The 22901-nt window shown below is 62.9% G+C and carries 17 protein-coding genes and 2 pseudogenes; 11 read left to right on the forward strand and 8 right to left on the reverse strand.

Going from position 1 to position 22901, the window contains the following annotated elements; genetic code table 11:
* Positions 1-20: 20 nt before the first annotated feature.
* Positions 21-2870 carry a class I adenylate cyclase gene (locus J3A71_RS00830; RefSeq protein WP_096426901.1) on the reverse strand — a complete coding sequence of 950 codons (2850 nt, stop codon included), beginning with the start codon at positions 2868-2870 and terminating at the stop codon, positions 21-23.
* 166 nt (positions 2871-3036) lie between these two features.
* Here J3A71_RS00830 and J3A71_RS00835 point away from each other — a divergent pair, with 166 nt between their 5' ends.
* On the forward strand, positions 3037-3489 hold the full coding sequence (locus J3A71_RS00835) for a YaiI/YqxD family protein (RefSeq protein ID WP_096426900.1): 453 nt from the start codon (positions 3037-3039) through the stop codon (positions 3487-3489).
* 28 nt (positions 3490-3517) lie between these two features.
* On the opposite strand, the gene elbB is transcribed toward J3A71_RS00835, so the two are convergent.
* The gene (elbB, locus tag J3A71_RS00840; RefSeq protein WP_016489762.1) at positions 3518-4186 is read right to left on the reverse strand and encodes an isoprenoid biosynthesis glyoxalase ElbB; all 669 of its coding nucleotides are present in this window, start codon (positions 4184-4186) and stop codon (positions 3518-3520) included.
* Positions 4187-4298: 112 nt separating this feature from the next.
* Here elbB and J3A71_RS31250 point away from each other — a divergent pair.
* Positions 4299-4925 (forward strand): annotated as a pseudogene (locus J3A71_RS31250) (sterol desaturase family protein); the annotation flags it as partial.
* Positions 4926-5426: 501 nt separating this feature from the next.
* On the opposite strand, the gene J3A71_RS00850 reads toward J3A71_RS31250, so the two are convergent.
* Complete coding sequence (locus tag J3A71_RS00850; protein ID WP_172455925.1) at positions 5427-6071, reverse strand: DedA family protein; 645 nt, start codon at positions 6069-6071, stop codon at positions 5427-5429.
* Between the two features lie 213 nt (positions 6072-6284).
* Here J3A71_RS00850 and ppk1 point away from each other — a divergent pair, with 213 nt between their 5' ends.
* Positions 6285-8546, forward strand: coding sequence for a polyphosphate kinase 1 (gene ppk1, locus J3A71_RS00855; RefSeq protein ID WP_016489759.1), 2262 nt, complete (start codon positions 6285-6287; stop codon positions 8544-8546).
* Here the strand turns inward: ppk1 and ppx are convergent.
* Positions 8533-10035 carry an exopolyphosphatase gene (ppx, locus tag J3A71_RS00860; protein ID WP_016489758.1) on the reverse strand — a complete coding sequence of 501 codons (1503 nt, stop codon included), beginning with the start codon at positions 10033-10035 and terminating at the stop codon, positions 8533-8535. The two genes, ppk1 and ppx, sit on opposite strands and share 14 nt — an antisense overlap.
* A 254-nt stretch (positions 10036-10289) precedes the next feature.
* On the opposite strand from ppx, the gene trxA reads away from it, so the two are divergent.
* From trxA to J3A71_RS00895, 7 genes and pseudogenes are all read left to right on the forward strand, one after another.
* Positions 10290-10619 carry a thioredoxin TrxA gene (trxA, locus tag J3A71_RS00865; RefSeq protein WP_016489757.1) on the forward strand — a complete coding sequence of 110 codons (330 nt, stop codon included), beginning with the start codon at positions 10290-10292 and terminating at the stop codon, positions 10617-10619.
* Positions 10620-10846: 227 nt separating this feature from the next.
* The gene (gene rho / locus J3A71_RS00870; RefSeq protein WP_003253661.1) at positions 10847-12106 is read left to right on the forward strand and encodes a transcription termination factor Rho; all 1260 of its coding nucleotides are present in this window, start codon (positions 10847-10849) and stop codon (positions 12104-12106) included.
* Positions 12107-12319: 213 nt separating this feature from the next.
* Positions 12320-12639: pseudogene (locus J3A71_RS00875) on the forward strand (type II toxin-antitoxin system RelE/ParE family toxin).
* On the forward strand, positions 12636-12950 hold the full coding sequence (locus J3A71_RS00880) for an addiction module antidote protein (protein ID WP_016489756.1): 315 nt from the start codon (positions 12636-12638) through the stop codon (positions 12948-12950). Before J3A71_RS00875 ends, J3A71_RS00880 begins: the two are co-directional and overlap by 4 nt.
* A gap of 123 nt (positions 12951-13073) precedes the next feature.
* The gene (gene ubiD, locus J3A71_RS00885) at positions 13074-14540 is read left to right on the forward strand and encodes a 4-hydroxy-3-polyprenylbenzoate decarboxylase (RefSeq protein WP_016489755.1); all 1467 of its coding nucleotides are present in this window, start codon (positions 13074-13076) and stop codon (positions 14538-14540) included.
* A complete protein-coding gene (locus tag J3A71_RS00890; protein WP_096426899.1) occupies positions 14540-15508 on the forward strand; it encodes a CDP-6-deoxy-delta-3,4-glucoseen reductase in 969 nt (322 codons plus the stop codon). Before ubiD ends, J3A71_RS00890 begins: the two co-directional genes overlap by 1 nt.
* A 246-nt stretch (positions 15509-15754) precedes the next feature.
* Positions 15755-16405, forward strand: a complete 651-nt coding sequence (locus tag J3A71_RS00895; RefSeq protein ID WP_016489753.1) for a gamma-glutamylcyclotransferase — start codon at positions 15755-15757, stop codon at positions 16403-16405.
* 33 nt (positions 16406-16438) lie between these two features.
* On the opposite strand, the gene J3A71_RS00900 is transcribed toward J3A71_RS00895, so the two are convergent.
* The gene (locus J3A71_RS00900) at positions 16439-17416 is read right to left on the reverse strand and encodes an NADPH:quinone oxidoreductase family protein (RefSeq protein ID WP_023048874.1); all 978 of its coding nucleotides are present in this window, start codon (positions 17414-17416) and stop codon (positions 16439-16441) included.
* Positions 17417-17573: 157 nt separating this feature from the next.
* Between J3A71_RS00900 and J3A71_RS00905 the strand changes: the two genes are divergently transcribed.
* Positions 17574-17978: a flagellar basal body-associated protein FliL gene (locus tag J3A71_RS00905; RefSeq protein WP_016489751.1), complete on the forward strand. Its 405-nt coding sequence runs from the start codon at positions 17574-17576 to the stop codon at positions 17976-17978.
* Between the two features lie 114 nt (positions 17979-18092).
* On the opposite strand, the gene J3A71_RS00910 is transcribed toward J3A71_RS00905, so the two are convergent.
* From J3A71_RS00910 to J3A71_RS00920, 3 genes are read right to left on the reverse strand one after another with little or no spacing between them, the layout of a single operon-like run.
* Complete coding sequence (locus J3A71_RS00910) at positions 18093-19205, reverse strand: ABC transporter permease (protein WP_023048875.1); 1113 nt, start codon at positions 19203-19205, stop codon at positions 18093-18095.
* Position 19206: 1 nt separating this feature from the next.
* A complete protein-coding gene (gene rbbA / locus J3A71_RS00915) occupies positions 19207-21927 on the reverse strand; it encodes a ribosome-associated ATPase/putative transporter RbbA (RefSeq protein ID WP_096426898.1) in 2721 nt (906 codons plus the stop codon).
* Positions 21924-22883, reverse strand: a complete 960-nt coding sequence (locus J3A71_RS00920; RefSeq protein ID WP_016489749.1) for an HlyD family efflux transporter periplasmic adaptor subunit — start codon at positions 22881-22883, stop codon at positions 21924-21926. The genes rbbA and J3A71_RS00920 overlap by 4 nt, the downstream gene beginning before the upstream one ends.
* Positions 22884-22901: the final 18 nt, after the last annotated feature.

Raw genomic sequence — 22901 nt, forward strand, 5'->3', positions numbered from 1 at the left:
GGCTGCAAGGCAGCCCTCGGTCATTCACCCAGCACCTGCTCCAGCCCCTCATTCAACGCCTGCTCCAGCACCCGCTTGTAGTTCAGGTACACCTGCGTCGCGCCCAGCCGGTCATCCAGCAGCTCGGACAAATCCAGATCGGTGATGTAGCACCGGTACTGTCCGGCAGCGCGCCGTTGCCCGATGATCTGCCTGGCCACCACCGCATACAGCTGCGCACCATGCTCCAGCTCGGAAAACTCTTGCTGGTCGCAGTACAGCGTCACATGCGCCGCACCCGCCACACCGGCCTGGATGATGGCTTGCACCTCATAGTAAGGCTGGTCGCTGCCCTCGACCGGGGCTTGGCGCGGCTCGAGGCTACGCGCCTTGCCAACGCCGGAAGGCAACAGTTGCGCATAGTGGATATCCAGTGAGGCAGCGCGCTGGGTATCCAGCGGCAGCCGGGCATCACGGCGCATCACCACCGAACGCAGGAACCGCTGCAGCGGCAGCAGCAGGTGGGCTTCGTCATGCAGGGGCAGGCGTTGCTGCCACAGGGCATTGTACTCATCCAGCACATACAACTCGGCCCAGCCACCTTGCAGGCGGTAGAACACCTGGATGCAAGCCGGGCGGCCCTGTTCCAGCACCAGGCGCAGGTCGTGGTCCAGCAGGGCGTTGGTATCCAGGTACAGCGGGCTGTAGGCGCTGCGTTCTTCGCCCAGGTGGGCCAGCAGCCCCTCGTGCTCGGCCAGGGTGGCCAGGCCTACATGCCCGGCCAACAGCTCCAGCACATGGGTGTGCTGGGCTACCTCTAGCAGGTAGCGGTGGTTGGCGTCCTGGTCCAGCAGCAGCTGCACCGTGTCAAAAATTTCCTCCACGCGCTGGCTGATGGCCTGTGCGCGGCTCGGGCAAAAGCAGCGTATCCGCACCCGTGGCCGGTGGCCCCGCAGCACCGGGCTATTGAGGAAGTCGCGCAGGCAGCGCACCAGCGCATGTTCGCCTTCGTAGCGCTGGACCAGCACTTCGTTCCAGCTGTTCAGGGTGACTTGGTCCAGGGTCAGTACCAGGTTCTCGCGCACGCCTGCGTAGCTCAACGAGTCGGTACGCTCGGTGGTCATCAGGATGTTCAGATCGCGGTGATGGCGCAGCGGGTCGATGGCGACGTTGACCAGCAACAAAACCTCGTCGGCAACGCTGGGCTGCAGCAGGCGCACTTCGCTGACGATCGGCAAGGGCAGGGGAATACTTTGCTGCAGGCAACCCATCAGGTTGAACAGCTCTAATTCACTGAGGTCGCTGGCGCCGGGGTGCAGCGCCATGCGCGTGCTGCTGTCGATCACGCCGTTACGATGGGCCCAGGCCAGCAGCTCGATCAGCTCGCGGCAGCGCTTTATCGGGCTGAAGTGCTCCACCTCGTGGGTGCTCAGGTTGCCGCAGTACAGCTCCCAGTGGTGGCTGCCGGGCTCCTTGCGGTTAGGTGCCTGAACCAGGGTCAGGGTCCCTTCGGCAAGGTCCGGGGCGATGCCGGGGTTGATCACCTCGACCTTGCCGGCGCGGCGCTCGAAGGCCGCGTACAGGCGCCGGCCCAGCACATTGAGGTCGCGCTGCTCGGCACGGCTGCTGGCGCTCTGGGTGCTGGCGAACTGGCTGAGGAAGCGGTAGCTGTGGTTCAGCTCGGCCACCAGTTCGCGGCGCTCGACAGCGACTTGCTGCACTTTCCATTGGCTACGGCTATCCAGCAGGGCCAACTGACGCTGGTCCCAGCCCCACTCGTCTGCCAGGCGCTGCAACAGCCGGCGCTGCCAGCCATTGGCGCGGCCTTGGTCGCTGAGCTTCTTGTTCACCTTCAGGTACAGGCTGCGCCGCACCCGTTCCAGGCGTGCGACCGCGCCGCGCTGCAGCAGGTAGCGCTCGATACGCCGATAGACCATGACGTAGGGGTCCAGTGCGTCGAGGTCGAGCTGATTGGCGAACACTGCCTGCTTGTAGTCCAGGCTCAGACAACGCACGGCGGGGTGTTCACTGGCGTAGGCCTCGGTCAGCAGCAGCTTGAGTAGCGACTTGTAGGGCGAATCGATGCCCTTGAACAGTTGCCACAGGCCGGCACCGACGAACTCGCCGGGTGGAACGTGTGCCAGGTTGCCGAGATCGAGAGTGTCCTGGCTGCGGATGAAGCGTTTGGTCAGCAGGGTCTGGGTGTAGGCGTGATAATTGTGTTCCTGGTAGACGGGCACCAGCCACCACAGTGGTGTCCGGCCTGCCAGCCAGAGGGTGGTGCGGTAGAACTCATCCAGCAGCAGGTAGTGCTGGGTGGTGCCGCAGTCATCGGAGCCCAGCTGGCCGTCGCGCTGGCCTTGGGCAAAGCCTTGCGTGTCGATCAGGAAGAAGTGCGCCTCGGCACCCAGGCTTGCTGCCCAGTCCTCCAGCAATTGGCACTTGCGGCGCAGTTCTTCCAGCAAATGCTCGGGCAAGCCGGGCGCATGGCACACCCACAGGTCCATGTCGCTGTGCTCGGCCTGGGCCAGCGAGCCCAGGCTGCCCATCAGAAACAGGCCGTGGATAGGGCGCGGCGGGTTGCCATGGCGGGCTTTGTAGGTAAACGAGCGGGCCAGGCGCTGGGCCTCGACCACCAGCTCGGCACCTGGCTCGTAACCCGATACGCCCGCAGGCGTGCTACCCGAGACGTAGCCCGGCAATAATGGGTGGTTCACGTGAAACAGCAGCGGCAGTAGCGTCAGTACCTGTTGCTGGCGTGTCGACAGGCCTTCCATAGCCCGCTGCAGGCGCCCTTGATTCAGTTGCAGGAAACGCGCACGCAATGTTGCCAGGACCTTGCGGTCGATGCCTTCGTCCAGGTCAGGGCGGATTTCGTGAGGGTGATTCATTGCGCGCTCGGGCAGGCCAGTGAAGCTGTGGCGAGTTTAGCCTGAGTAGCGGGGCCGGATAAGCGGCAATTGGGTTTTTGGCGCCATTTTCCCAGCGCGCGCCTGCTCCAGCTTTCGCTGCGCTTCAGGCATGATGGACGCATTGAGATCATGTAGAGAGTTTCCGATGCGTGTATGGATCGATGCCGACGCCTGCCCCAAGGCGGCCAAGGATCTGATCGTCAAGTTCGCCCTCAAGCGCAAGTTCGAGGTGGTGATGGTGGCGGGCCAGGCCGTGGCCAAGCCGGCGTTTGCGATCGTGCGCCTGATCGTGGTGCCCAGCGGCATGGACGCAGCCGACGACTACCTGGTCGAACACGCCGTGCCCGGCGAGCTGGTGATCTGCAGTGATGTGCCCCTGGCTGACCGCCTGGTGAAAAAGGGCGTGGCGGTGCTGGACCCGCGCGGTCGCGAATTCGACGAGCGCAACATGGGCGACCGCCTGGCGGCGCGCAACCTGTTCACCGAGCTGCGCGAGCAGGGCCAGGCGGGAGGAGGGCAGGGGACTTATGGCGAGCGTGAAAAGCAGGCGTTTGCCAATGCGTTGGACCGGATCATTGCCCGGCTGAGTAAAGCCTGATGCGGGGCTGCTTTGCAGCCCCAAGGACTTACTGGTCACCCTCGTGCGTCAGCTCCAGCACCCGGTCCACCAACTTGTAGATCCCGCCAGCTGCCTCGCTGATCGACTTGGCCTCCATGTAAGCCGGAGTCGTCACCAGCTTGCGCTGGGTGTCTTCGACAATGTCGTGTACATCGCACGCCTCATGGGTGCCGCCCATCTTCTCGACAGCCGCCGCAGTGTCTGCGTCGCTGCCGATGGTGCAGACCACGCCCGGCCCGTAGATCTTCGCCGCAAGTGCTGGCGAAATGCAGATCAGGCCAACTGGCTTGCAGGCGTCGGCAAAGGCTTCGGCCAGGGCCAGCACGTCCGGGTTGACGCTGCAGTTGGCGCCTTCCACTGCGAAGTTGGACAGGTTTTTTGCCGCCCCGAAACCGCCCGGCACGATCAGCGCATCGAAGTCTTCGGCCTTGGCTTCGCGGATGTCCTTGACCTCACCCCGGGCAATGCGCGCCGACTCCACCAGCACATTGCGCGACTCGGGCATTTCCTCGCCGGTCAGGTGGTTGATGACATGCATCTGCGCGATGTTCGGCGCGAAGCACTGCACCTGCGCACCGCGCTGGTCGAGGCGCAGCAGGGTGATCACGCTTTCGTGGATTTCGGCGCCGTCATACACGCCACAGCCGGAAAGAATCACCGCTACTTTTTTTGTCATGTTCATTACTCCAGTGTCGAGGCGCTAAATGTCCTCTAATTTGGCAGATGTCGCCATAGGGGTTGCCGCAGGCGCGGCCTAATCTTGATGGATACCGCCTGAGGCCGTACCCATGGACCTGATACTGCTGGCCGTGCCGTTCTTCTTCGTGCTGATCGCCGTGGAGCTGGTGGCCGACCGCGTGCGTGGACAACGCAACTTTACCCTGGCCGACTCGATCAACAGCCTGAGCACCGGCGCGCTGTCGACCAGCACCGGGTTGCTGACCAAAGGCGCAGGGCTGGTGACCTATGCCCTGGCGTTCGAGCATTTGGCGCTGTTGCGCCTGCCGGCCGAAGCCTGGTGGGTATGGCTGCTGGCCTTCGTCCTGTACGACTTCTGCTACTACTGGTTGCACCGTCTGGGCCATGAACGCAACGTGCTGTGGGCTGCGCATTCGGTCCATCACCAGAGCGAGGAATACAACCTCACCACCGCGCTGCGCCAGACCAGTAGCGGGTTCATCTTCTCGTGGGTCTTCTACCTGCCGATGGCGCTGCTGGGCGTACCGCCACTGGTGTTCATTACCGTGGCATCGCTCAACCTGCTGTACCAGTTCTGGGTGCATACCCGGCACATTCCCAAGCTTGGCTGGCTTGAGTGGGTGTTGATCACGCCATCCAACCATCGCGTCCACCATGCGCAAAATCCTGTTTACTTGGATCGCAATTATGGCGGCGTGTTCATTCTCTGGGACCGTCTGTTTGGCACCTTCAAAGAGGAAGACCCGGCCGAGCCGGTGGTGTTCGGGGTAACCACGCCACTGGCCAGCTGGAACCCGCTGTGGGCTAATCTGCAGTTCTATGCCCAGCTCTGGCATGACGCCCGGCACACCGCCAGCCTGTGGGACAAGCTGCGCATCTGGTTCATGCCCACTGGCTGGCGCCCGGCCGATGTGGCCGCACGCTTCCCGCAGGCCAAACAGGACCTGACGGTGTTTCGTAAGTTTGAGATTACCTTGGCTCGACCGCAACAAGCCTACGTGGCCATGCAGTTCGCGGTTTATGTGGCCTTGGGCAGCTACCTGATGGATGTGGCCGAGCGCGTGCCGGTCGCGGCGCTGGTGCTTGGCTGGTCGCTGATGGCATTTGGTCTGTTCGTGCTGGGCGCGTTGCTGGAGAACCGGCCCTGGGCTGCGCGCCTGGAGCTGGCGCGGCTGGTGGCGAATGCGCCGGCGCTGTACCTGGCCGGCGCACTGGGGCTAGCGGTGGTCGCGCCGCTGCTCTGGTGGTTGCTCGTGGTCTACAGCCTGTTCAGCCTCTGGGGCCTGGGCCTGGTCTGCCGCCTTGCGCTCCGCGCGCAAAGCGCGGAAGCGCCGGCGCAACCACAACAAGGCACCCAGACCCAGCAGGCCACCGAGCACCCATAGCTCGTAACGCTTCACGTTGCCCAGCAGGCCTTCGAGGATGGCACCGAAGTGGTACGCGGCCGCGCCCAAGGCAATTGCCCAGACGGCCGCGCCAATACCATTGAGCAGCAGGTAGCGGCGCGGCGGGTAGCCCGACAGGCCAATGGCCACCGGCATGACCGTGCGCAGGCCATAAACGAAGCGGAAGCTCAGCACCCAGATGTCGGGGTGACGGCGGATGTGGTCCAGCGCCCGGGCACCCATGGCTTCCCAGCGCGGTTTGCGTGCCAGGATCCTGCGCCCATGGCGACGGCCCATGAAGTACCACAGCTGATCGCCGGCATAGCTGCCCAGGAACGCCACCAGGCACACCAGCTTGATGTCCATGTACCCACGGAATGCAAGGAAACCCGCAAGCACCAAGATGGTCTCGCCTTCGAAGAAGGTGCCTAGAAAAAGGGCAAAATAGCCGAAATCCTGCAGGAATTGTTGAAGCATTTTCTGAGGTGCTGGCGAAATGAACGCGCAGCCTACCCCTTCGCGCGCATTCGTGAAAGTGTCCAAATGTGTCTCGACGTGAACAATTCCTACACAGACAATGCCAGAGCCCACGCGCCATGGCTTGCCCTGGTGTGTCACACAGGCGTCATAATGGGCGCTTATCTTGCCGCTCAATTGATGATAGGGCGTTAACGTCCTCAGGAACGCCAGATGAATAATGAAGTGCTCACCCCTGTCGCGATGAAGGATGCCCAGGAGCTCCCAGAAGAGATGGTGCAGACCCCGCCAGACCTGCCGCCGGCGGCCGAGCCCGAGCCCGAGCCCGTAGAGGAGCAGGTGGCCGAGCCTGTGGCTGCGGTAGCCGCGCCCGTGCCGGCCCCGGCGATTGCCGTCCCTGGTCTGGACGACAGCAGCCTGTACATTCATCGTGAACTCTCGCAGCTGCAGTTCAACATCCGGGTGCTGGAACAAGCCCTGGACGAGAGCTACCCACTGCTCGAACGCCTCAAGTTCCTGTTGATTTTCTCCAGCAACCTCGACGAGTTCTTCGAGATCCGCGTCGCCGGCCTGAAGAAGCAGATCAATTTCGCCCGTGAACAGGCCGGTGCCGACGGCCTGCAGCCGCACCAGGCGTTGGCGCGCATCAGCGAGCTGGTGCACTTCGAGGTAGAGCGCCAGTACGCGATCCTCAACGACGTGCTGCTGCCGGAGCTGGAAAAGCACCACATCCGCTTTATTCGCCGCCGTTACTGGACGCCCAAACTCAAGACCTGGGTGCGCCGCTATTTCCGCGACGAAATCGCCCCGATCATCACCCCGATCGGCCTGGATCCGACCCACCCGTTCCCGCTGCTGGTGAACAAGAGCCTCAACTTCATCGTCGAGCTGGAGGGGGTCGATGCCTTCGGCCGCGACTCGGGCTTGGCGATCATCCCGGCTCCACGCCTGCTGCCGCGGGTCATTCGGGTGCCTGAAGAAGTGGGCGGCCCGGGTGCCAACTACGTGTTCCTGTCGTCAATGATTCACGCGCACGCCGACGACCTGTTCCAGGGCATGAAGGTCAAGGGCTGCTACCAGTTCCGCCTGACCCGTAACGCTGACCTGGCGCTGGACTCCGAAGAAGTCGACGACCTGGCCCGCGCCCTGCGCGGCGAGCTGTTCTCGCGCCGTTACGGCGATGCCGTACGCCTGGAGGTAGCCGACACCTGCCCGAAACACCTGTCGGACTACCTGCTCAAACAGTTCAGCCTCAGCGAAAGCGAGCTGTACCAGGTCAATGGCCCGGTCAACCTTACCCGCCTGTTCAGCATTACCGGCCTGGACAGCCACCCGGAGCTTCAGTACACGCCGTTCACCCCGGCGATCCCCAAGCTGCTGGTGAACGCCGACAACATTTTCAGCGTGATCAGCAAGCAGGACATCCTGCTGATGCACCCGTTCGAGTCCTTCACCCCGGTGGTCGACCTGCTGCGCCAGGCCGCCAAGGACCCGCATGTGCTTGCCGTGCGCCAGACGTTGTACCGTTCCGGGGCCAACTCGGAAATTGTCGATGCCCTGGTGGACGCGGCGCGTAACGGCAAGGAGGTCACTGCGGTGATCGAATTGCGCGCGCGCTTCGACGAAGAGTCCAACCTGCAGATGGCCAGCCGCCTGCAAGCGGCCGGTGCGGTGGTGATCTACGGCGTGGTCGGCTTCAAGACCCACGCCAAGATGATGTTGATCCTGCGCCGCGAGCAGGGCGAAATCGTGCGTTATGCCCACCTGGGCACTGGCAACTACCACGCCGGCAACGCCCGCCTGTACACCGACTACAGCCTGCTGACCTCTGACGACGCTCTTACCGAGGACGTGGGCAAGCTGTTCAGCCAGCTGATCGGGATGGGCAAGACGCTGCGCATGAAAAAGCTGCTGCACGCGCCGTTCACCCTGAAGAAGGGCATGCTCGACATGATCGCGCGGGAAACCCAGTTCGCCCTCGAAGGCAAGCCGGCGCACATCATTGCCAAGTTCAACTCGCTGACCGACGCCAAGGTCATCAAGGCGCTGTACAAGGCCAGCCAATCGGGTGTGAAAATCGACCTGGTGGTGCGTGGCATGTGCTGCCTGCGCCCAGGTATTCCCGGGGTTTCACACAATATCCAGGTGCGCTCGATCATTGGCCGCTTCCTTGAGCACACGCGGGTGTTCTACTTCCTCAACGGCGGCGAGGAGCAGATTTATCTGTCCAGTGCCGACTGGATGGAGCGCAACCTCGACAAGCGCGTCGAGACCTGCTTCCCGGTGGAAGGCAAGAAGTTGTTGCTGCGGGTGAAGAAGGAGCTGGAAAGCTACCTGACCGACAACACCCATGCCTGGACCTTGCAGCCAGACGGGCGCTACGTGCGCAGCACCCCGACCGGCAACCAGAACCCGCGCAGTGCCCAGGCGACCCTGCTGGAGCGCCTGAGCAACCCGGTCCTCAACGTACGCTGAGGACGAAGCCGACCCGGGCCAGCCACTCCGCCTCGTTGGCGAAGTCGGCCTGGGTCAGCTGGTTCTGCTCCAGCCAGCCCTCAGGGAAGGCGACATCCAGGCTGTTGTCCCCACCGTTCAGTACCACCTTCGGCATCTGCTGGTTGCCCCGGATATGGTGGAACAGAATGGCGAAGCGCAGCAGCACGCACAGGCGCAGCAGCTTGATACCCTCTTCACCCAGCTCGGCGAACTTGTCCTTGGGGATGTTGCGGCGATGGCCGCGCACCAGCAGGGCCATCATCTGCTGGTCTTCGCGAGAGAAACCCGACAGGTCGGAGTGCTCGATCAGGTAGGCGCCGTGCTTGTGGTAGTGGTAATGGGCGATATCGAGGCCGACTTCGTGCACTTTCGCCGCCCAACCCAGCAGATCGCGCCAGTTTCCATCTTTCAGCTCCCAGGCGTCGGCCACTTGGTCGAAGGCATGCAGTGCCTTGCGTTCAACGCGTGCAGCCTGGCCCTGGTCCACGTGGTACCGCTCCATCAGCGAATTGAGGGTGCGCTCACGCACGTCTTCGTGGTGGTGGCGGCCAAGCAGGTCGAACAGCACGCCTTCCCGCAGGGCGCCGTCACAGTGGTCCATGCGCTGCAGTTCCAGCGCGTCGAAGATCGCTTCGAGAATGGCCATGCCCGCCGGGAAGATGGTGCGCCGGTCCGGCTTGATGCCGTCGAAGTCGATCTTGTCGACTTCGCCCAGCTTGAACAGCTTGCGCTTGACCCAGGCCAGGCCCTCGGCGTTGACCTCGCCATTGCCCAAGCCGCCGGCCTTGATGGCGGCGCCGATGGCGCGGATGGTGCCGGACGAGCCAATGGCCTCGTCCCAGGTCAGGCGATGCAGGGCATGCTCGATGCTCATCAGTTCCAGGCGCGCGGCGGTGTAGGCCTGGGCGTAGCGGGCCGGGGTGATCTTGCCGTCACGGAAGTAGCGCTGGGTGAAGCTGACGCAGCCCATTTGCAGGCTTTCGCGCAGCAGCGGCTCGAAGCGCTGGCCGATGATGAACTCGGTACTGCCGCCGCCGATGTCCGCCACCAGGCGCTTGCCGGGTGTGTCGGCCAGGGTGTGCGACACGCCCAGGTAAATGAGGCGCGCCTCTTCACGGCCGGAGATGACCTCCACCGGGTGGCCGAGGATGGCTTCGGCGCGCTGGATGAACTCGTTACGGTTGCGCGCTTCGCGCAAGGCGTTGGTACCGACGATACGCACGGAGCCTGCCGGCATGCCGTTGATCAGCTGGGAAAAGCGCTTGAGGCAATCCAGGCCTCGTTCCATTGCCTCTTCACTGAGCTTGCGCTCTTCGTCGATGCCGGCGGCAAGCTGAACCTTCTCGCCGAGCCGCTCGAGAATGCGGATTTCTGTATGGTGGGCCTTGGCCACGACCATGTGAAAACTGTTGGAGCCAAGGTCGATGGCGGCGATCAGGGACAGGTTCTTCGCGATGGTATGCGGCATGATCTGGTTGTTCTCGGTCGTTAACCCGGCAATCGTGCCACGATAGCAGGCTGTCGCCAACGCGTGACACGCAGCCGATGTGCTGGCCTTGATGCAAGGCAATGTGCCATTCGATTCTATGACGGCTGTATGACAGTTTCGATTCGCGGCGTCTTGCACAACTATAGTTACACTCAATCGTCCGCGGCTTCCTGTAGGCGGCGGGTGCGGCTATGATGGGCAACGTTTTTTTGCTTACGACCCTGGAGATATCCATGAGCAGCGATCTGATCAAACATGTCACCGACGCCACCTTCGAGGCCGAAGTCCTGAAAGCCCAAGGCCCGGTGCTGGTCGACTACTGGGCTGAATGGTGCGGCCCATGCAAGATGATCGCGCCAGTCCTGGACGACATCGCTACCACCTACGATGGCAAGCTGACCGTCGCCAAGCTGAACATCGACGAAAACCAGGAAACCCCGGCCAAGCACGGCGTGCGTGGTATCCCGACGCTGATGCTGTTCAAGAACGGCAACGTCGAAGCCACCAAGGTGGGCGCTCTGTCCAAGTCGCAGCTGGCCGCGTTCCTCGACGCCCACCTGTGATGTGAAAAAGCCCCGCAATTGCGGGGTTTTTCTTTTTCAGAGCACTAGACGCAGAAAAAAGCAAGTGTTACATTCGGCCTCGCACTGCTTTTTCAGTGCCCTCTACATGCCGTCGCCGAAGCATCCCTAATTCGAATCAGTACGCGATCCTGTCGCCATCTAGCGGCGCGGCCTCATTAAGCCAGAAGCTTAATTCTCCCTTCTTACATGATTACGTCACTCCCCTTATGAACCTGACTGAACTCAAGCAAAAGCCGATTACCGATCTTTTGGAAATGGCCGAACAGATGGGCATCGAGAACATGGCCCGTTCGCGCAAACAGGACGTGATTTTCGCCCTGCTGAAGAAGCATGCGAAGAGCGGCGAAGAGATTTCGGGTGACGGCGTGCTGGAGATTCTCCAGGATGGTTTCGGTTTCCTGCGCTCGGCTGATGCGTCCTACCTGGCCGGCCCGGACGATATCTACGTCTCGCCCAGCCAGATCCGCCGTTTCAACCTGCGTACCGGCGACACCATCGTCGGCAAGATCCGCCCGCCAAAGGAAGGGGAGCGTTACTTCGCTCTGCTGAAGGTTGATACCATCAACTTCGACCGTCCGGAAAACGCGAAGAACAAGATCCTGTTCGAAAACCTGACGCCGCTGTTCCCGAACAAGCGCCTGAAGATGGAAGCTGGTAACGGCTCCACCGAGGACTTGACCGGTCGCGTCATCGACCTGTGCGCCCCGATCGGCAAAGGCCAGCGTGGCCTGATCGTCGCCCCGCCAAAAGCGGGCAAGACCATCATGCTGCAGAACATCGCGGCCAACATCACCCGTAACAACCCCGAGTGCCACCTGATCGTCCTGCTGATCGACGAGCGCCCGGAAGAAGTAACCGAAATGCAGCGCACCGTGCGCGGCGAAGTGGTTGCCTCCACCTTCGACGAGCCGCCAACCCGCCACGTGCAGGTTGCCGAAATGGTGATCGAGAAGGCCAAGCGCCTGGTCGAGCACAAGAAGGACGTGGTCATCCTGCTGGACTCCATCACCCGCCTGGCGCGTGCCTACAACACCGTGATCCCGAGCTCCGGCAAGGTGCTGACCGGTGGTGTTGACGCCCATGCCCTGGAGAAGCCAAAGCGCTTCTTCGGCGCCGCGCGTAACATCGAAGAGGGCGGTTCGCTGACCATCATCGCCACCGCGCTGGTCGAAACCGGCTCGAAGATGGACGAAGTGATCTACGAAGAGTTCAAGGGCACCGGCAACATGGAGCTGCCACTGGACCGCCGCATCGCTGAGAAGCGCGTGTTCCCGGCCATCAACATCAACCGTTCCGGTACCCGCCGCGAAGAGCTGCTGACCGCCGACGACGAACTGCAGCGCATGTGGATCTTGCGCAAGCTGCTGCACCCGATGGACGAAATCGCCGCCATCGAGTTCCTGGTCGACAAGCTCAAGCAGACCAAGACCAACGACGAGTTCTTCTTGTCGATGAAGCGCAAGTAAGCTTCGCAGGCATCACGCAAAAGCCGGGGAAACCCGGCTTTTTGCTGTTTGTCACAAAAGACCGTTCGCCAGCACGCCGAACGAAGGCCAGCATGCTGCTTGTGGCGTGGGGACCTGCCTGATCCAGGCATTTGCCTCCTGCCTCCCGAAGACCAGCGAAGCCGGGCGGGTTGATGAATCGTCACATGGATGTCTCTTATAAGGTACACTTGGATGTACGCAGTTCATCACGTTATATCCGCTAATGATGTGGATGTTTACCAGGCATGGCTGAACACCATTCGTGACACAAGGGTGAAGGCGCGAATCACTACAAGGGTCGACCGGGCGGCGCAGGGCCATTTTGGCGTGACCGAGCCAGTGGGTGATGGCGTGTTCGAGATGAAACTGGACTTCGGGCCAGGCTATCGCGTCTATTACGCCATCTCCGGCGGAAGATCATTTTCCTGCTCGGAGGTGGCACGAAAGACCGGCAGCAGGCGGATATTGATCAAGCCAGATCTCTGTGGCAGAGGCACAAGGTAGCGCTATGACCGGCACACGCTCGCATGAAGAAAGTGTTCTCGAAATGCTCCGCAAGGATGAGTCTTTCGCCATCGATTATCTTGCCGTTGCGCTTGAAGAAATAGATGAGCCTGGTGGCGCCGCAGGTTTTCTGACGGCGGTTCGACGCGTAGCGGAAGCGCGTGGTGGGATGGGTAATCTGTCCCAGGCCACGGGGCTTGCGCGTCCAAACCTCTATCGAGCCTTGGCTGCTGATGGGGACCCAAGATTATCGACTGTATTGAAGGTGCTGCAGGCCCTTGGAATCGGGTTGTCAAAGGTTGTATCGCATAATCGGTGAGGCGCAAGGTAAGCGTCCCGACCAAGGCGTGAAGCGGCCACCAATGCATTTTTGCCCCCAAACAATGCCCGAACGGCGCTACACTCTGCACCCCGACCGATACGGCCAACACGAGGCTTTTGCATGCAGTATCGCGACTTGCGCGACTTCATCCGTGGCCTGGAACAGCGCGGCGAGCTCAAGCGCATCCAGGTTCCGATCTCCCCCGTCCTGGAAATGACCGAGGTCTGCGACCGCACCCTGCGTGCGAAGGGCCCGGCATTGCTGTTCGAAAAGCCCACCGGCTTCGACATCCCGGTGCTGGGCAACCTGTTCGGCACCCCTGAGCGCGTGGCCATGGGCATGGGCGCCGAGTCGGTCGATGAACTGCGCGAAATCGGCAAGCTGCTGGCCTTCCTCAAGGAGCCCGAGCCCCCCAAGGGCCTGAAGGACGCCTGGTCGAAGCTGCCGATCTTCAAGAAAGTCGTGTCGATGGCGCCGAAAGTGGTCAAGGACGCGGTGTGCCAGGAGGTGGTGGTCGAGGGTGACGATGTCGACCTCGGCGCACTGCCGATCCAGCACTGCTGGCCAGGCGACGTGGCGCCGCTGATCACCTGGGGCCTTACCGTTACCCGTGGCCCGAACAAGGACCGCCAGAACCTGGGCATCTACCGCCAGCAGGTCATCGGCCGCAACAAGGTCATCATGCGCTGGCTCAGCCACCGTGGTGGTGCCCTCGATTACCGTGAGTGGTGCGAGAAAAACCCCGGCCAGCCGTTCCCGGTTGCCGTGGCCCTGGGTGCTGACCCGGCGACCATCCTGGGTGCCGTGACCCCGGTGCCGGACACCCTCTCCGAGTATGCCTTCGCCGGCCTGCTGCGCGGCAACCGCACCGAGCTGGTCAAGTGCCGTGGCAGCAACCTGCAAGTACCGGCCACCGCCGAGATCATCCTGGAAGGGGTGATCCACCCGGGCGAAATGGCACCGGAAGGCCCGTACGGCGACCACACGGGCTACTACAACGAGGTGGACAGCTTCCCGGTGTTCACCGTCGAGCGCATCACCCACCGGCAGAAGCCGATCTACCACAGCACCTACACCGGGCGCCCGCCTGATGAGCCTGCCATTCTCGGTGTGGCGCTGAACGAAGTGTTCGTGCCGATCTTGCAGAAGCAGTTCCCGGAAATCACCGACTTCTACCTGCCGCCTGAAGGCTGCTCGTACCGCATGGCGGTGGTGACCATGAAGAAGCAGTACCCAGGTCACGCAAAGCGCGTGATGCTGGGTGTATGGTCGTTCCTGCGACAGTTCATGTACACCAAGTTCGTTATTGTCACCGATGACGATATCAACGCCCGTGACTGGAACGATGTGATCTGGGCCATCACCACGCGCATGGACCCCAAGCGTGATACGGTGATGATCGACAACACGCCGATCGACTACCTGGACTTCGCGTCGCCGGTATCGGGGTTGGGGTCGAAGATGGGCCTGGATGCCACGCACAAGTGGCCGGGCGAGACTACACGCGAATGGGGACGGGTCATCGTCAAGGATGAAGCCGTGACCCGCCGTATCGATGAGCTGTGGGATCAGTTGGGAATAGATTGATGCAGGTAACGTTGCAGCCGTCCGGGGCGGTGCTGGCGCTGGAACCCGGGGAACGGATCCTGGATGGAGCGCGGCGGTTGGGCTATGACTGCCCGAATAGCTGCCGCAATGGCAATTGCCATGTCTGCGCCGCGTTGTTGGTCGAAGGGCGGGTACGCCAGGGCGGCGAAGTCCGTGACCATGGCGAGCTGTTTACCTGTATTGCCGAGCCGCTGGAGGACTGTGTGTTGCTCTGGGATGGTGTGCTCGCCTTGGGCGAGCTGCCGGTGCGCAAACTGGCGTGCAGCGTCACTGAATGCGTCGAGGTGGGTGGCGATGTCTGGCGGGTGCGCCTGCGTGCGCCTGCTGGCAAGCCCTTGCGTTACCACGCCGGGCAGTACCTGATGATCGAGCGCGAGGGCGGCAAGCCTGCCGCGTTCTCGCTGGCCTCAGCACCTCACGCCGGCCGTGAGCTGGAGCTGCACGTGCTGGCGCGGGAACCCAGCGCATTGCAACTGATCGAGCAGCTCAGGCGTGACGGGCTGGCGCGCATCGAACTGCCGTTTGGCGACACCCACCTGGCTGAGCTGCCCGACGGCCCGTTGGTCTTGATTGCCGCCGGCACCGGCATGGGCCAGATGCACAGCCTGCTCGAGCACTGTCGAGCCAACGGTTTCAAGCACCCGGTACACCTGTACTGGGGGGTGCGCCGGCCCGAAGACTTCTACCAGATCGAGCACTGGGACGAATGGCAGCGTTTGCCCAACCTGTTCCTGCACCAGGTCGTCAGTGACCTGTGCGGTTGGGAGGGGCGCTGCGGCATGTTGCATGAGGCGGTCTGCGAGGACATCGCCGACCTCAACACCGTGCATGTGTATGCGAGCGGCTCACCGAACATGATCTACGCCACCCTCGACGCCCTGGTCGACGCCGGCATGGATGCACACCGCATGCGTGCGGATGTGTTTGCCTACGCGCCACGCGGTTAATAACCGAAGTTTGAACAAGTGGGTATAAGGCGGTAATTGTTACCGCCTTGGCCAATAACTTTCACCGTTGCTGAAACAGTACTTACCCAGTCGTCGGAACCGCGCATTAAAGTCTTGCTCAAGGGCTTGAGTATTCCTCTATTTCTGTCCTATGGTTAGTGCAAGGCCCTTGGCACAAGGCTTGGGGCCGCACCTTGATTGCACCTCGCTACATCCGTAGTTCACAGGGATAAATGGCGGCAGCTTATGTCGGCACTTGAAAGTATGTCTTGGCAAGTTTCGTATCCTCCGGCACTCGACTTCGGTCAGCAACATACTCGCGACCAGTTGTTCAACTCCATGAAGACGACCATGTCTCGGCATCAGGGCGGGCCGGTGTGGCTGTTTGCCTATGGTTCGCTGATCTGGCGCCCGGAGTGCAATTCAGTGGAGCGCCAGCGTGCACGGGTGCATGGCTATCACCGTGGCTTGTACCTGTGGTCGCACGAACATCGCGGTACACCGGAAACCCCCGGCCTGGTGTTTGGCCTGGACCGCGGTGGTTCCTGCAGCGGTTTTGCCTACCGGCTGGATGAGAGCAACCTGGACGATTCGCTGATGGCCCTATGGCAACGCGAGATGCCGTACCCGGCCTATCGGCCGCACTGGCTCAATTGCCGGCTGGGCGACGGCAGCAAGGTGCAGGCCTTGGGCTTTGTGCTGGAACGGCATTTGCCGTGCTATGCCGGCAACCTGCCGGACACCTTGCTCAGCCAGATCCTGGCCAGTGCCAAAGGGCGTTATGGCACCACCCGCGACTATGTCGAGCAGACCTTGAACGCATTGCGCAGCCACCAGATGCCTGATCGCAACCTGGAGGCGCGGTTCAGGCGTTGCCATAACCTGCGTGAAGTTTGAATTTTTGGGGCCGCTGTGCGGCCCCAGAAAAAATCAATGCATCAGCACCACCAACTTACCCACAGCCTGCCGCTGCCCCAGTTTCTCGATGGCAGCCCCAGCCTCGGCCAGTGGATAAGTCTGCGACACCAGCGGCTTCAACTTACCTTCGGCATGCCAGGCAAACAGCTGCTTGAAATTGGCCGCATTATCCTCGGGCTGGCGCTGTGCGAACGCGCCCCAGAACACCCCCAGCACCGCCGCGCCTTTGAGCAGCACCAGGTTGGTCGCCAGTTGTGGAATGCTGCCGCTGGCAAACCCCACCACCAGCAGCCGGCCATTCCATGCCAGCCCGCGCACTGCCTGTTCGAACAGCTCGCCGCCGACCGGGTCGTAGATCACGTCCACACCCTGGCCGCCGGTCAGGCGCTTGATTTCCTCGCGCAGGCTGGCCTGGCTGTAATCGATCAGTTCATCTGCCCCGGCAGCCTTGGCCACGGCCAATTTTTCGGCACTGCTGGCCGCCGCGATCACCCGCGCACCCATGGCCTTGCCGATTTCCACCGCCGCCAGACCGACCCCGCCGGATGCGCCCAGTACCAGCAGCGTCTCGCCTGCTTGCAGTTGGCCGCGCTGGCGCAGGGCGTGCATCGAGGTGCCATAAGTCATGCCAAACGCCGCAGCGGTGGTGAAGTCCATGCTCGCCGGGATCGGCAGCACGTTGTAGAACGGCACTGCCACCTGCTCGGCGAACGAACCCCAGCCGGTGAGTGCCATGACCCGGTCGCCGACCTTGAACGCGCCGGCTTTTTCGCCCACTGCTGCCACCACGCCCGCAGCTTCGCCGCCGGGGGAAAACGGTAGCGGTGGCTGAAATTGGTATTTGCCCTCGATGATCAGGGTGTCGGGAAAGTTGACACCGGCGGCCTGCACATCCAGCAGGATCTCGGTTTTCTTCGGCAGCGGGCTGGCCACGTCTTCCAGTACCAGATCGCGCGCCGGACCCAGGGTTTTGCACAACACAGCTTTCATCGGGGCTATTCCTTTGCGGGTAGTGGCCGATAAGTGTAGGAGGGCCGCTTGCCGGGTCAACGAGCATGGCCCGCCCTGATGAGCCGGCATAAGCCCGGGCTTGGGTTTGAGCGGCGTGCTGGGTAAGCTGGCGCCAACTGTATTGAGGAGCGAATTCGTGAAAGCGTGGATCTTGATGGTGCTGGCGCTGCTGTTGCCGGCTGCGGCCATGGCCGAAGAAGCCAAGGAAGGGGCGCCCAAGGTTGCCTACATCAGCCTGAGCCCACCCTTTGTGGGCAACTATGCCCTCGACGGCGGCCCACGGCTGCGCGTGTACAAGGCCGATGTGGCCCTGCGCGTGACCGGCGACGAAGCGGCCAAGGCGGTAAAGCACCACGAACCGCTGATCCGCAACCAGCTGGTGGCACTGTTCACCCAGCAGACCGTGGACAACATGAGCAATGTCGAGGCCAAGGAACACCTTCGCCAGGAGGCGCTGAAGCAGGTGCAGCAGGTGCTGGAAGCGGAAGAAGGCAAGCCGATCGTCGAAGACCTGCTGTTCAACAACCTGATCGTGCAGTGATCAATGTGGGAGCGGGCGAGCCCGCGAAGCAGGCGGCGCGGTGAATGGCACCGGCTTCGCCGGTGTTCGCGGGCTTGCCCGCTCCCACAGTTGCCGACCATAGATCCTGAGGTGTCATGAGGCCAGGCTGCGGCGAAACCGCGCCAGGGCGACGCTGAAAAACACCAGGCCGATCAGCGCCAGCGCCAGGATATCCGGCCACACGACTGTCCACCCGGCATCCCGGAACAGGATCGCGGTACCCAGGCTGACGAAGTGCGTCGACGGCGACCCCTGCATCACCCATTGCAACCACTGCGGCATGCTGTCCAGGGGTGTGCTGCCGCCAGACAACAACAGCATCGGGATGATCACCGGGATCGCCAGCAGGCCGAACTGCGGCGTCGAGCGTGCCAGGGTGGCCAGGAAGATGCCCAGCGCGGTACTGGCAAACAGGTAAAGCGTAGTCACGGCCAGGAACAGCCCCATCGAGCCGGACAGTGGCACGCCCAGTGCGCCTTTCACCACCACCACCAGCGAAACCCACGTGCAGATCACCACCACCAGCGCGTTGCTGCCGATCTTCGCCAGCATGATTTCCAGTGCGGTGAGCGGCAGCACCAGCAGGTGGTCGAGGGTGCCATGTTCACGCTCGCGCAGCAGTGCGGTGCCAGTGAGGATGATCGCCAGGATGGTGATGTTGTTGACGATCTGGATCACCGCCAGGAACCAGCCCCCCTCAAGGTTGGGGTTGAACAGCGCCTTGGGGTTGATCAGCACCGGGCTTTGCACGTTGCCACGCTGGGTGTAGTCGAGCAGCTCACGCTCGAAGATGCGCCCGATGTAGCCGGCGCCCATGAATGCCTGGCTCATGGCCGTGGCGTCGACGTTGATCTGCAGCTCCGGCGAGCGCCCGGCCAGCAGGTCGCTCTGGAAGTTCACCGGCACATTGATCACGAAGGTGTACTCGCCGCTGTCCATGGCCTGGTCCAGGCGTTCTGCGGGCAGCGGTACGGCGGGCTGGAACTCGGGCGGTTGCAGGGCTTCGGCCAGTTTGCGCGACAGCTGGCTGTGGTCTTCGTCGACGACCGCTACGCTGGCGTTGTGTACGCCAATCACCGAGCCGGCCGCCGGCATGTAGATCGCCACGCTAAAGGCATACAGCAGGAACAGCAGCAGTACGCTGTCATGGCGCAGGCTGGTCAGTTCTTTCAGGCCCAGGCGCAGGGTGTGGTTCAGGCGCGACATGTCAGGCCTCCTGCTTCTTCAGCATGGCCAGGCTCAGGCCGGTAAACACCGCGAAGAAGCCCAGCAGGATCAGGCACTGCGGCCATAGCTCGCGCAGCCCCAGCGCCTTGGTGAAGGTGCCGACCGCGATATCGAGAAAGTAGCCCGCCGGGAACAGCTGACCCATCACCGCCGCTGCGCCGTCCAGTGACGAGCGCGGCACGATCAGCCCGGAAAACTGGATGGTCGGCAGGCTGGTGATGATCATGGTGCCCAGGATGGCTGCGATCTGGGTGCGGGTGAAGGCCGAGAACAGCAGGCCCAGGCTGGTGGTGGCCAGCAGGTAGGCCACGCCACCACAGGCCAGGGCCAGCACACTGCCTTTGAGCGGCACGGCAAACAGCCAGCGGTTCATTGCCACCAACAGCGCCAGATTGACCAGGCTCACGGCCAGGTAAGGCACCTGCTTGCCAAGCAGGAACTCCAGGCGGGTGAGGGGTGTGGCGTAGAAGTTGGTGATGGAGCCGAGTTCTTTTTCGCGGACAATGCCCAGCGCGGTGAGCATGGCCGGAATAAAGGCCAAAATCAGCGCCATCACGCCCGGGCCGATGGCATTTACGCTGACCACGTCCTGGTTGTAGCGAAAGCGCGTTTCCAGGCGCACCAGGTCCTGGCGCGGCTGCGGCTGGGGGCTGGCCTTTGCCAGTTGCTCAAGGTTGGCCTGGTGCACGGCTTCCACGTAGTTGCGGCTGGTTTCTGCACGGAACGGCATGCCGCCGTCGAGCCAGGCCGCCACCACCGGTTGGCGCCCGGCGTACAGGTCGCGGCCAAAGCCGGGCGGGATCTCCAGCGCCAGTTTGATTTCCGAACGTTGCAGGCGTTGATGCATCTCGCGGCTGTCACGAATCGGCGCCTGTTCGGCAAAATAGCGTGAGCCACGGAAGGCTTCGAGGTAGGCCCGGCTTTGTGGGCTCTGGTCCTGATCGTGCACGGCGAAGGCAAGGTTTTCCACATCCAGCGAAATGCCGTAGCCGAAGATCACCATCATGAACAGCGCGCCCAGCAGGGCGAAGGCCAGGCGCACCTTGTCACGCAGCAGCTCCTTGCCCTCACGGCTGGCCACCGCCAGCAGGCGGCGCAGGCTGAAGCCCTGACGCAGTGGCGGGGCGGCCGTGGCTGCCTGCTCCAGCACGGCGTTATCTGCGGCTTGCGGCGCGAGCTCCTGGGCCTGCTCCAGGCAGCGCACGAACGCATCCTCCAGGGTGTCGCCCTGGTACTGGCGCTGCAGGGCATCGGGCGTGTCGCAGGCCAGTACCCGGCCGGCATGCATCAACGAGATGCGGTCGCAGCGCTGGGCTTCGTTCATGAAATGGGTTGAGAGGAAAATGGTTACGCCCTGTTCGCGTGATAGTTCAACCAGCAGGCGCCAGAAGTCGTCCCGAGCGGCGGGATCGACGCCGGAGGTTGGTTCGTCGAGAATCAACACTTCCGGGCGGTGCAGCACCGCCACCGCCAACGACAGGCGCTGGCGCAGGCCAAGGGGCAGGGCGCCGGAAGGTTGATCAGCGATAGCAGCGAGGTCGAAGCGCGCGATCAGCTCATCGATGCGCGGGGTGCTCTCGGCTTTGGGCAAGTCGAACAGGCGGGCATGCAAGGCCAGGTTCTGTCGGGTGCTGAGCTCGCCATAAAGCGAGAAACTCTGCGACATGAAACCGACCCGCTTACGCGTGGCCAGGTCACTGGCGTCCACCGGGCGCCCCAGCAGGCTGGCGCTGCCCTCGCTGGCCGGCATCAAGCCGGTGAGCACCTTCATGGTGGTGGTCTTGCCGCAGCCGTTGGAACCGAGAAAGCCGAAGATCTCGCCACGGCCAATGGCGAAACTGACCTTGTCTACCGCCGTGAAATCGCCAAAGCGCAGGGTCAGGTCGTGGGCCTCGATGGCGACCGGGCTGTCTGTGGCCGGGCGGGGTGGGATGCGCAAGGGTTGATGCTGCGCCTTGCCCGCGCCCTGGTAGTGGGTGAAGGCGTCGTCCAGCTTGCCGCTTGGGGTGACGGCAGCCAGTTCGTGGCTCGGGCCTGCGGCCAGCAGGTGGCCGCCATCGAGCATCAGGCAATGCTCGAACTGTTCGGCCTCTTCCATGTAGGCGGTAGCCACCAGCAGGGTCAGCTGCGGGCGCTGTGCGCGAACCTGTTCGACCAGCTCCCAGAAGCGCCGACGCGACAGCGGGTCCACGCCGGTGGTGGGTTCGTCGAGGATCAGCAGGTCCGGCTCGTGGATCAGCGCGCAGCACAGCCCCAGCTTCTGCTTCATGCCACCCGACAGCTTGCCGGCCGGCCGCTTGGCAAAGCGTTGCAGGTCGGTGGCCTGCAGCAGGTTGGCCATGCGCTGTTCGCACTCGCGGCGGCCCAGCCCGAACAGGGTGGCGAAAAAGCGAATGTTCTCGCTGATCGACAGCTCCGGGTACAAATTGTTACCCAGCCCCTGTGGCATGAACGCCACTTTCGGGTACAGCGCCGCGCGATGACGCCGCTGGCGGATCGAGCCACCCAGCACCTGCAGTTCGCCCTGTTGCAGGCGTTTGACGCCTGCAATCAACCCCAGCAAGGTTGATTTACCGGCGCCATCAGGGCCGATAAGCGCGCAGCGGGTGCCTGCAGGCAGGCTGAAATCGAGGGTGTGCAGGGCCACCAGGTCGCCGTAGCGGTGGCTGATGCCCTCGGCCAGCAGTGCCGGGGCGTTCATTGCAGGTTGGCCGGCCAGTCCACCTCAGCCGTGCGCACATACCCAGCGCCGGGCATGCCCGGTTTGGCCTGCGGCACGGCGCCTGGGTCGGTCAGGCGAAGCTTGACCCGGAACACCAGCTTTTGCCGCTCGTCGCGGGTTTCTACCTGTTTGGGGGTGAACTGGGCCTTGGCGGCGACAAAGGCCACCTTGGCCGGCAAGGCACGTTCGGGCAGGGCGTCCAGCACGATGCGCGCCTGGTCACCTACGGTCAGCTGGCCGCTGGTGGACGCTGGGAGGTACAGGTTCATGTACTGGTCGCTGGGGTCGATCAGCATCAGCACGCGGCCGCCGGCACCCAGCACTTCACCGGGCTCGGCCAGGCGCAGCTGGATAATGCCGTTGATGGGCGCACGCAAGCTGCTGTCGTCGATTTCGCTGGTGAGCTGCGCCACCTGTGCCTCGGCGGCACCGATGGCAGCCTTGATCGCTGCCAGTTGGGCGCGGGCGGCGACCACGGCGGCGTTGGCAGTGTCAAAGCGTGCCTGTTGCTGGTCGAGTAACTGCTGGCTCGCGTATTTGCGCTGGAAAATTTCGCGCACGCGCTTGAGCTCCTGGCTGGCCAGCAACAGCTCGCTTTGACGCAGTTGCACGCTGGCCTGGGCGGCGGCGTAGTTTTCCCGGGCGCGCAGCACTTCGGCTTCGGCCTGGCTGCGCTGGGCTTGCATGGTGCGGGTGTCGATGCGCGCCAGCAACTGGCCGCGGGTAACCTTGTCACCTTCGTCGACCAGCACTTCTGCCAGGCGACCGGGGACTTTACTGGCAATCTGGACTTCGGTGGCTTCGAGGCGGCCGTTGCCCATACTCAGTCCTTCGGGCAACTGGTCGTGGAGCGACTTCCAGTACCCCAGCCCTCCGGCTGCAGCGAGCAGGGCGATCAGCGCGGTGGCGAAGATTCTGGGGGCGTATCGGTTCATCGTTCTGCATCCTTGCGC

It is taken from the genome of Pseudomonas sp. PvP089 (assembly GCF_017875165.1).
Taxonomy (GTDB): Bacteria; Pseudomonadota; Gammaproteobacteria; order Pseudomonadales; family Pseudomonadaceae; genus Aquipseudomonas; species Aquipseudomonas fortuita.

Coding starts and splice junctions, on each gene's coding strand:
- J3A71_RS00920 (WP_016489749.1), bottom strand. CDS start 22,883: ATGAACCGATACGCCCCCAGAATCTTCGCCACCGCGCTGATCGCCCTG.
- J3A71_RS00880 (WP_016489756.1), top strand. CDS start 12,636: ATGACCGGCACACGCTCGCATGAAGAAAGTGTTCTCGAAATGCTCCGC.
- trxA (WP_016489757.1), top strand. CDS start 10,290: ATGAGCAGCGATCTGATCAAACATGTCACCGACGCCACCTTCGAGGCC.
- J3A71_RS00850 (WP_172455925.1), bottom strand. CDS start 6,071: ATGCTTCAACAATTCCTGCAGGATTTCGGCTATTTTGCCCTTTTTCTA.
- rho (WP_003253661.1), top strand. CDS start 10,847: ATGAACCTGACTGAACTCAAGCAAAAGCCGATTACCGATCTTTTGGAA.
- elbB (WP_016489762.1), bottom strand. CDS start 4,186: ATGACAAAAAAAGTAGCGGTGATTCTTTCCGGCTGTGGCGTGTATGAC.
- J3A71_RS00910 (WP_023048875.1), bottom strand. CDS start 19,205: ATGTCGCGCCTGAACCACACCCTGCGCCTGGGCCTGAAAGAACTGACC.
- J3A71_RS00830 (WP_096426901.1), bottom strand. CDS start 2,870: ATGAATCACCCTCACGAAATCCGCCCTGACCTGGACGAAGGCATCGAC.
- J3A71_RS00890 (WP_096426899.1), top strand. CDS start 14,540: ATGCAGGTAACGTTGCAGCCGTCCGGGGCGGTGCTGGCGCTGGAACCC.
- ppk1 (WP_016489759.1), top strand. CDS start 6,285: ATGAATAATGAAGTGCTCACCCCTGTCGCGATGAAGGATGCCCAGGAG.
- J3A71_RS00895 (WP_016489753.1), top strand. CDS start 15,755: ATGTCGGCACTTGAAAGTATGTCTTGGCAAGTTTCGTATCCTCCGGCA.
- J3A71_RS00900 (WP_023048874.1), bottom strand. CDS start 17,416: ATGAAAGCTGTGTTGTGCAAAACCCTGGGTCCGGCGCGCGATCTGGTA.
- ppx (WP_016489758.1), bottom strand. CDS start 10,035: ATGCCGCATACCATCGCGAAGAACCTGTCCCTGATCGCCGCCATCGAC.
- J3A71_RS00835 (WP_096426900.1), top strand. CDS start 3,037: ATGCGTGTATGGATCGATGCCGACGCCTGCCCCAAGGCGGCCAAGGAT.
- ubiD (WP_016489755.1), top strand. CDS start 13,074: ATGCAGTATCGCGACTTGCGCGACTTCATCCGTGGCCTGGAACAGCGC.
- rbbA (WP_096426898.1), bottom strand. CDS start 21,927: ATGAACGCCCCGGCACTGCTGGCCGAGGGCATCAGCCACCGCTACGGC.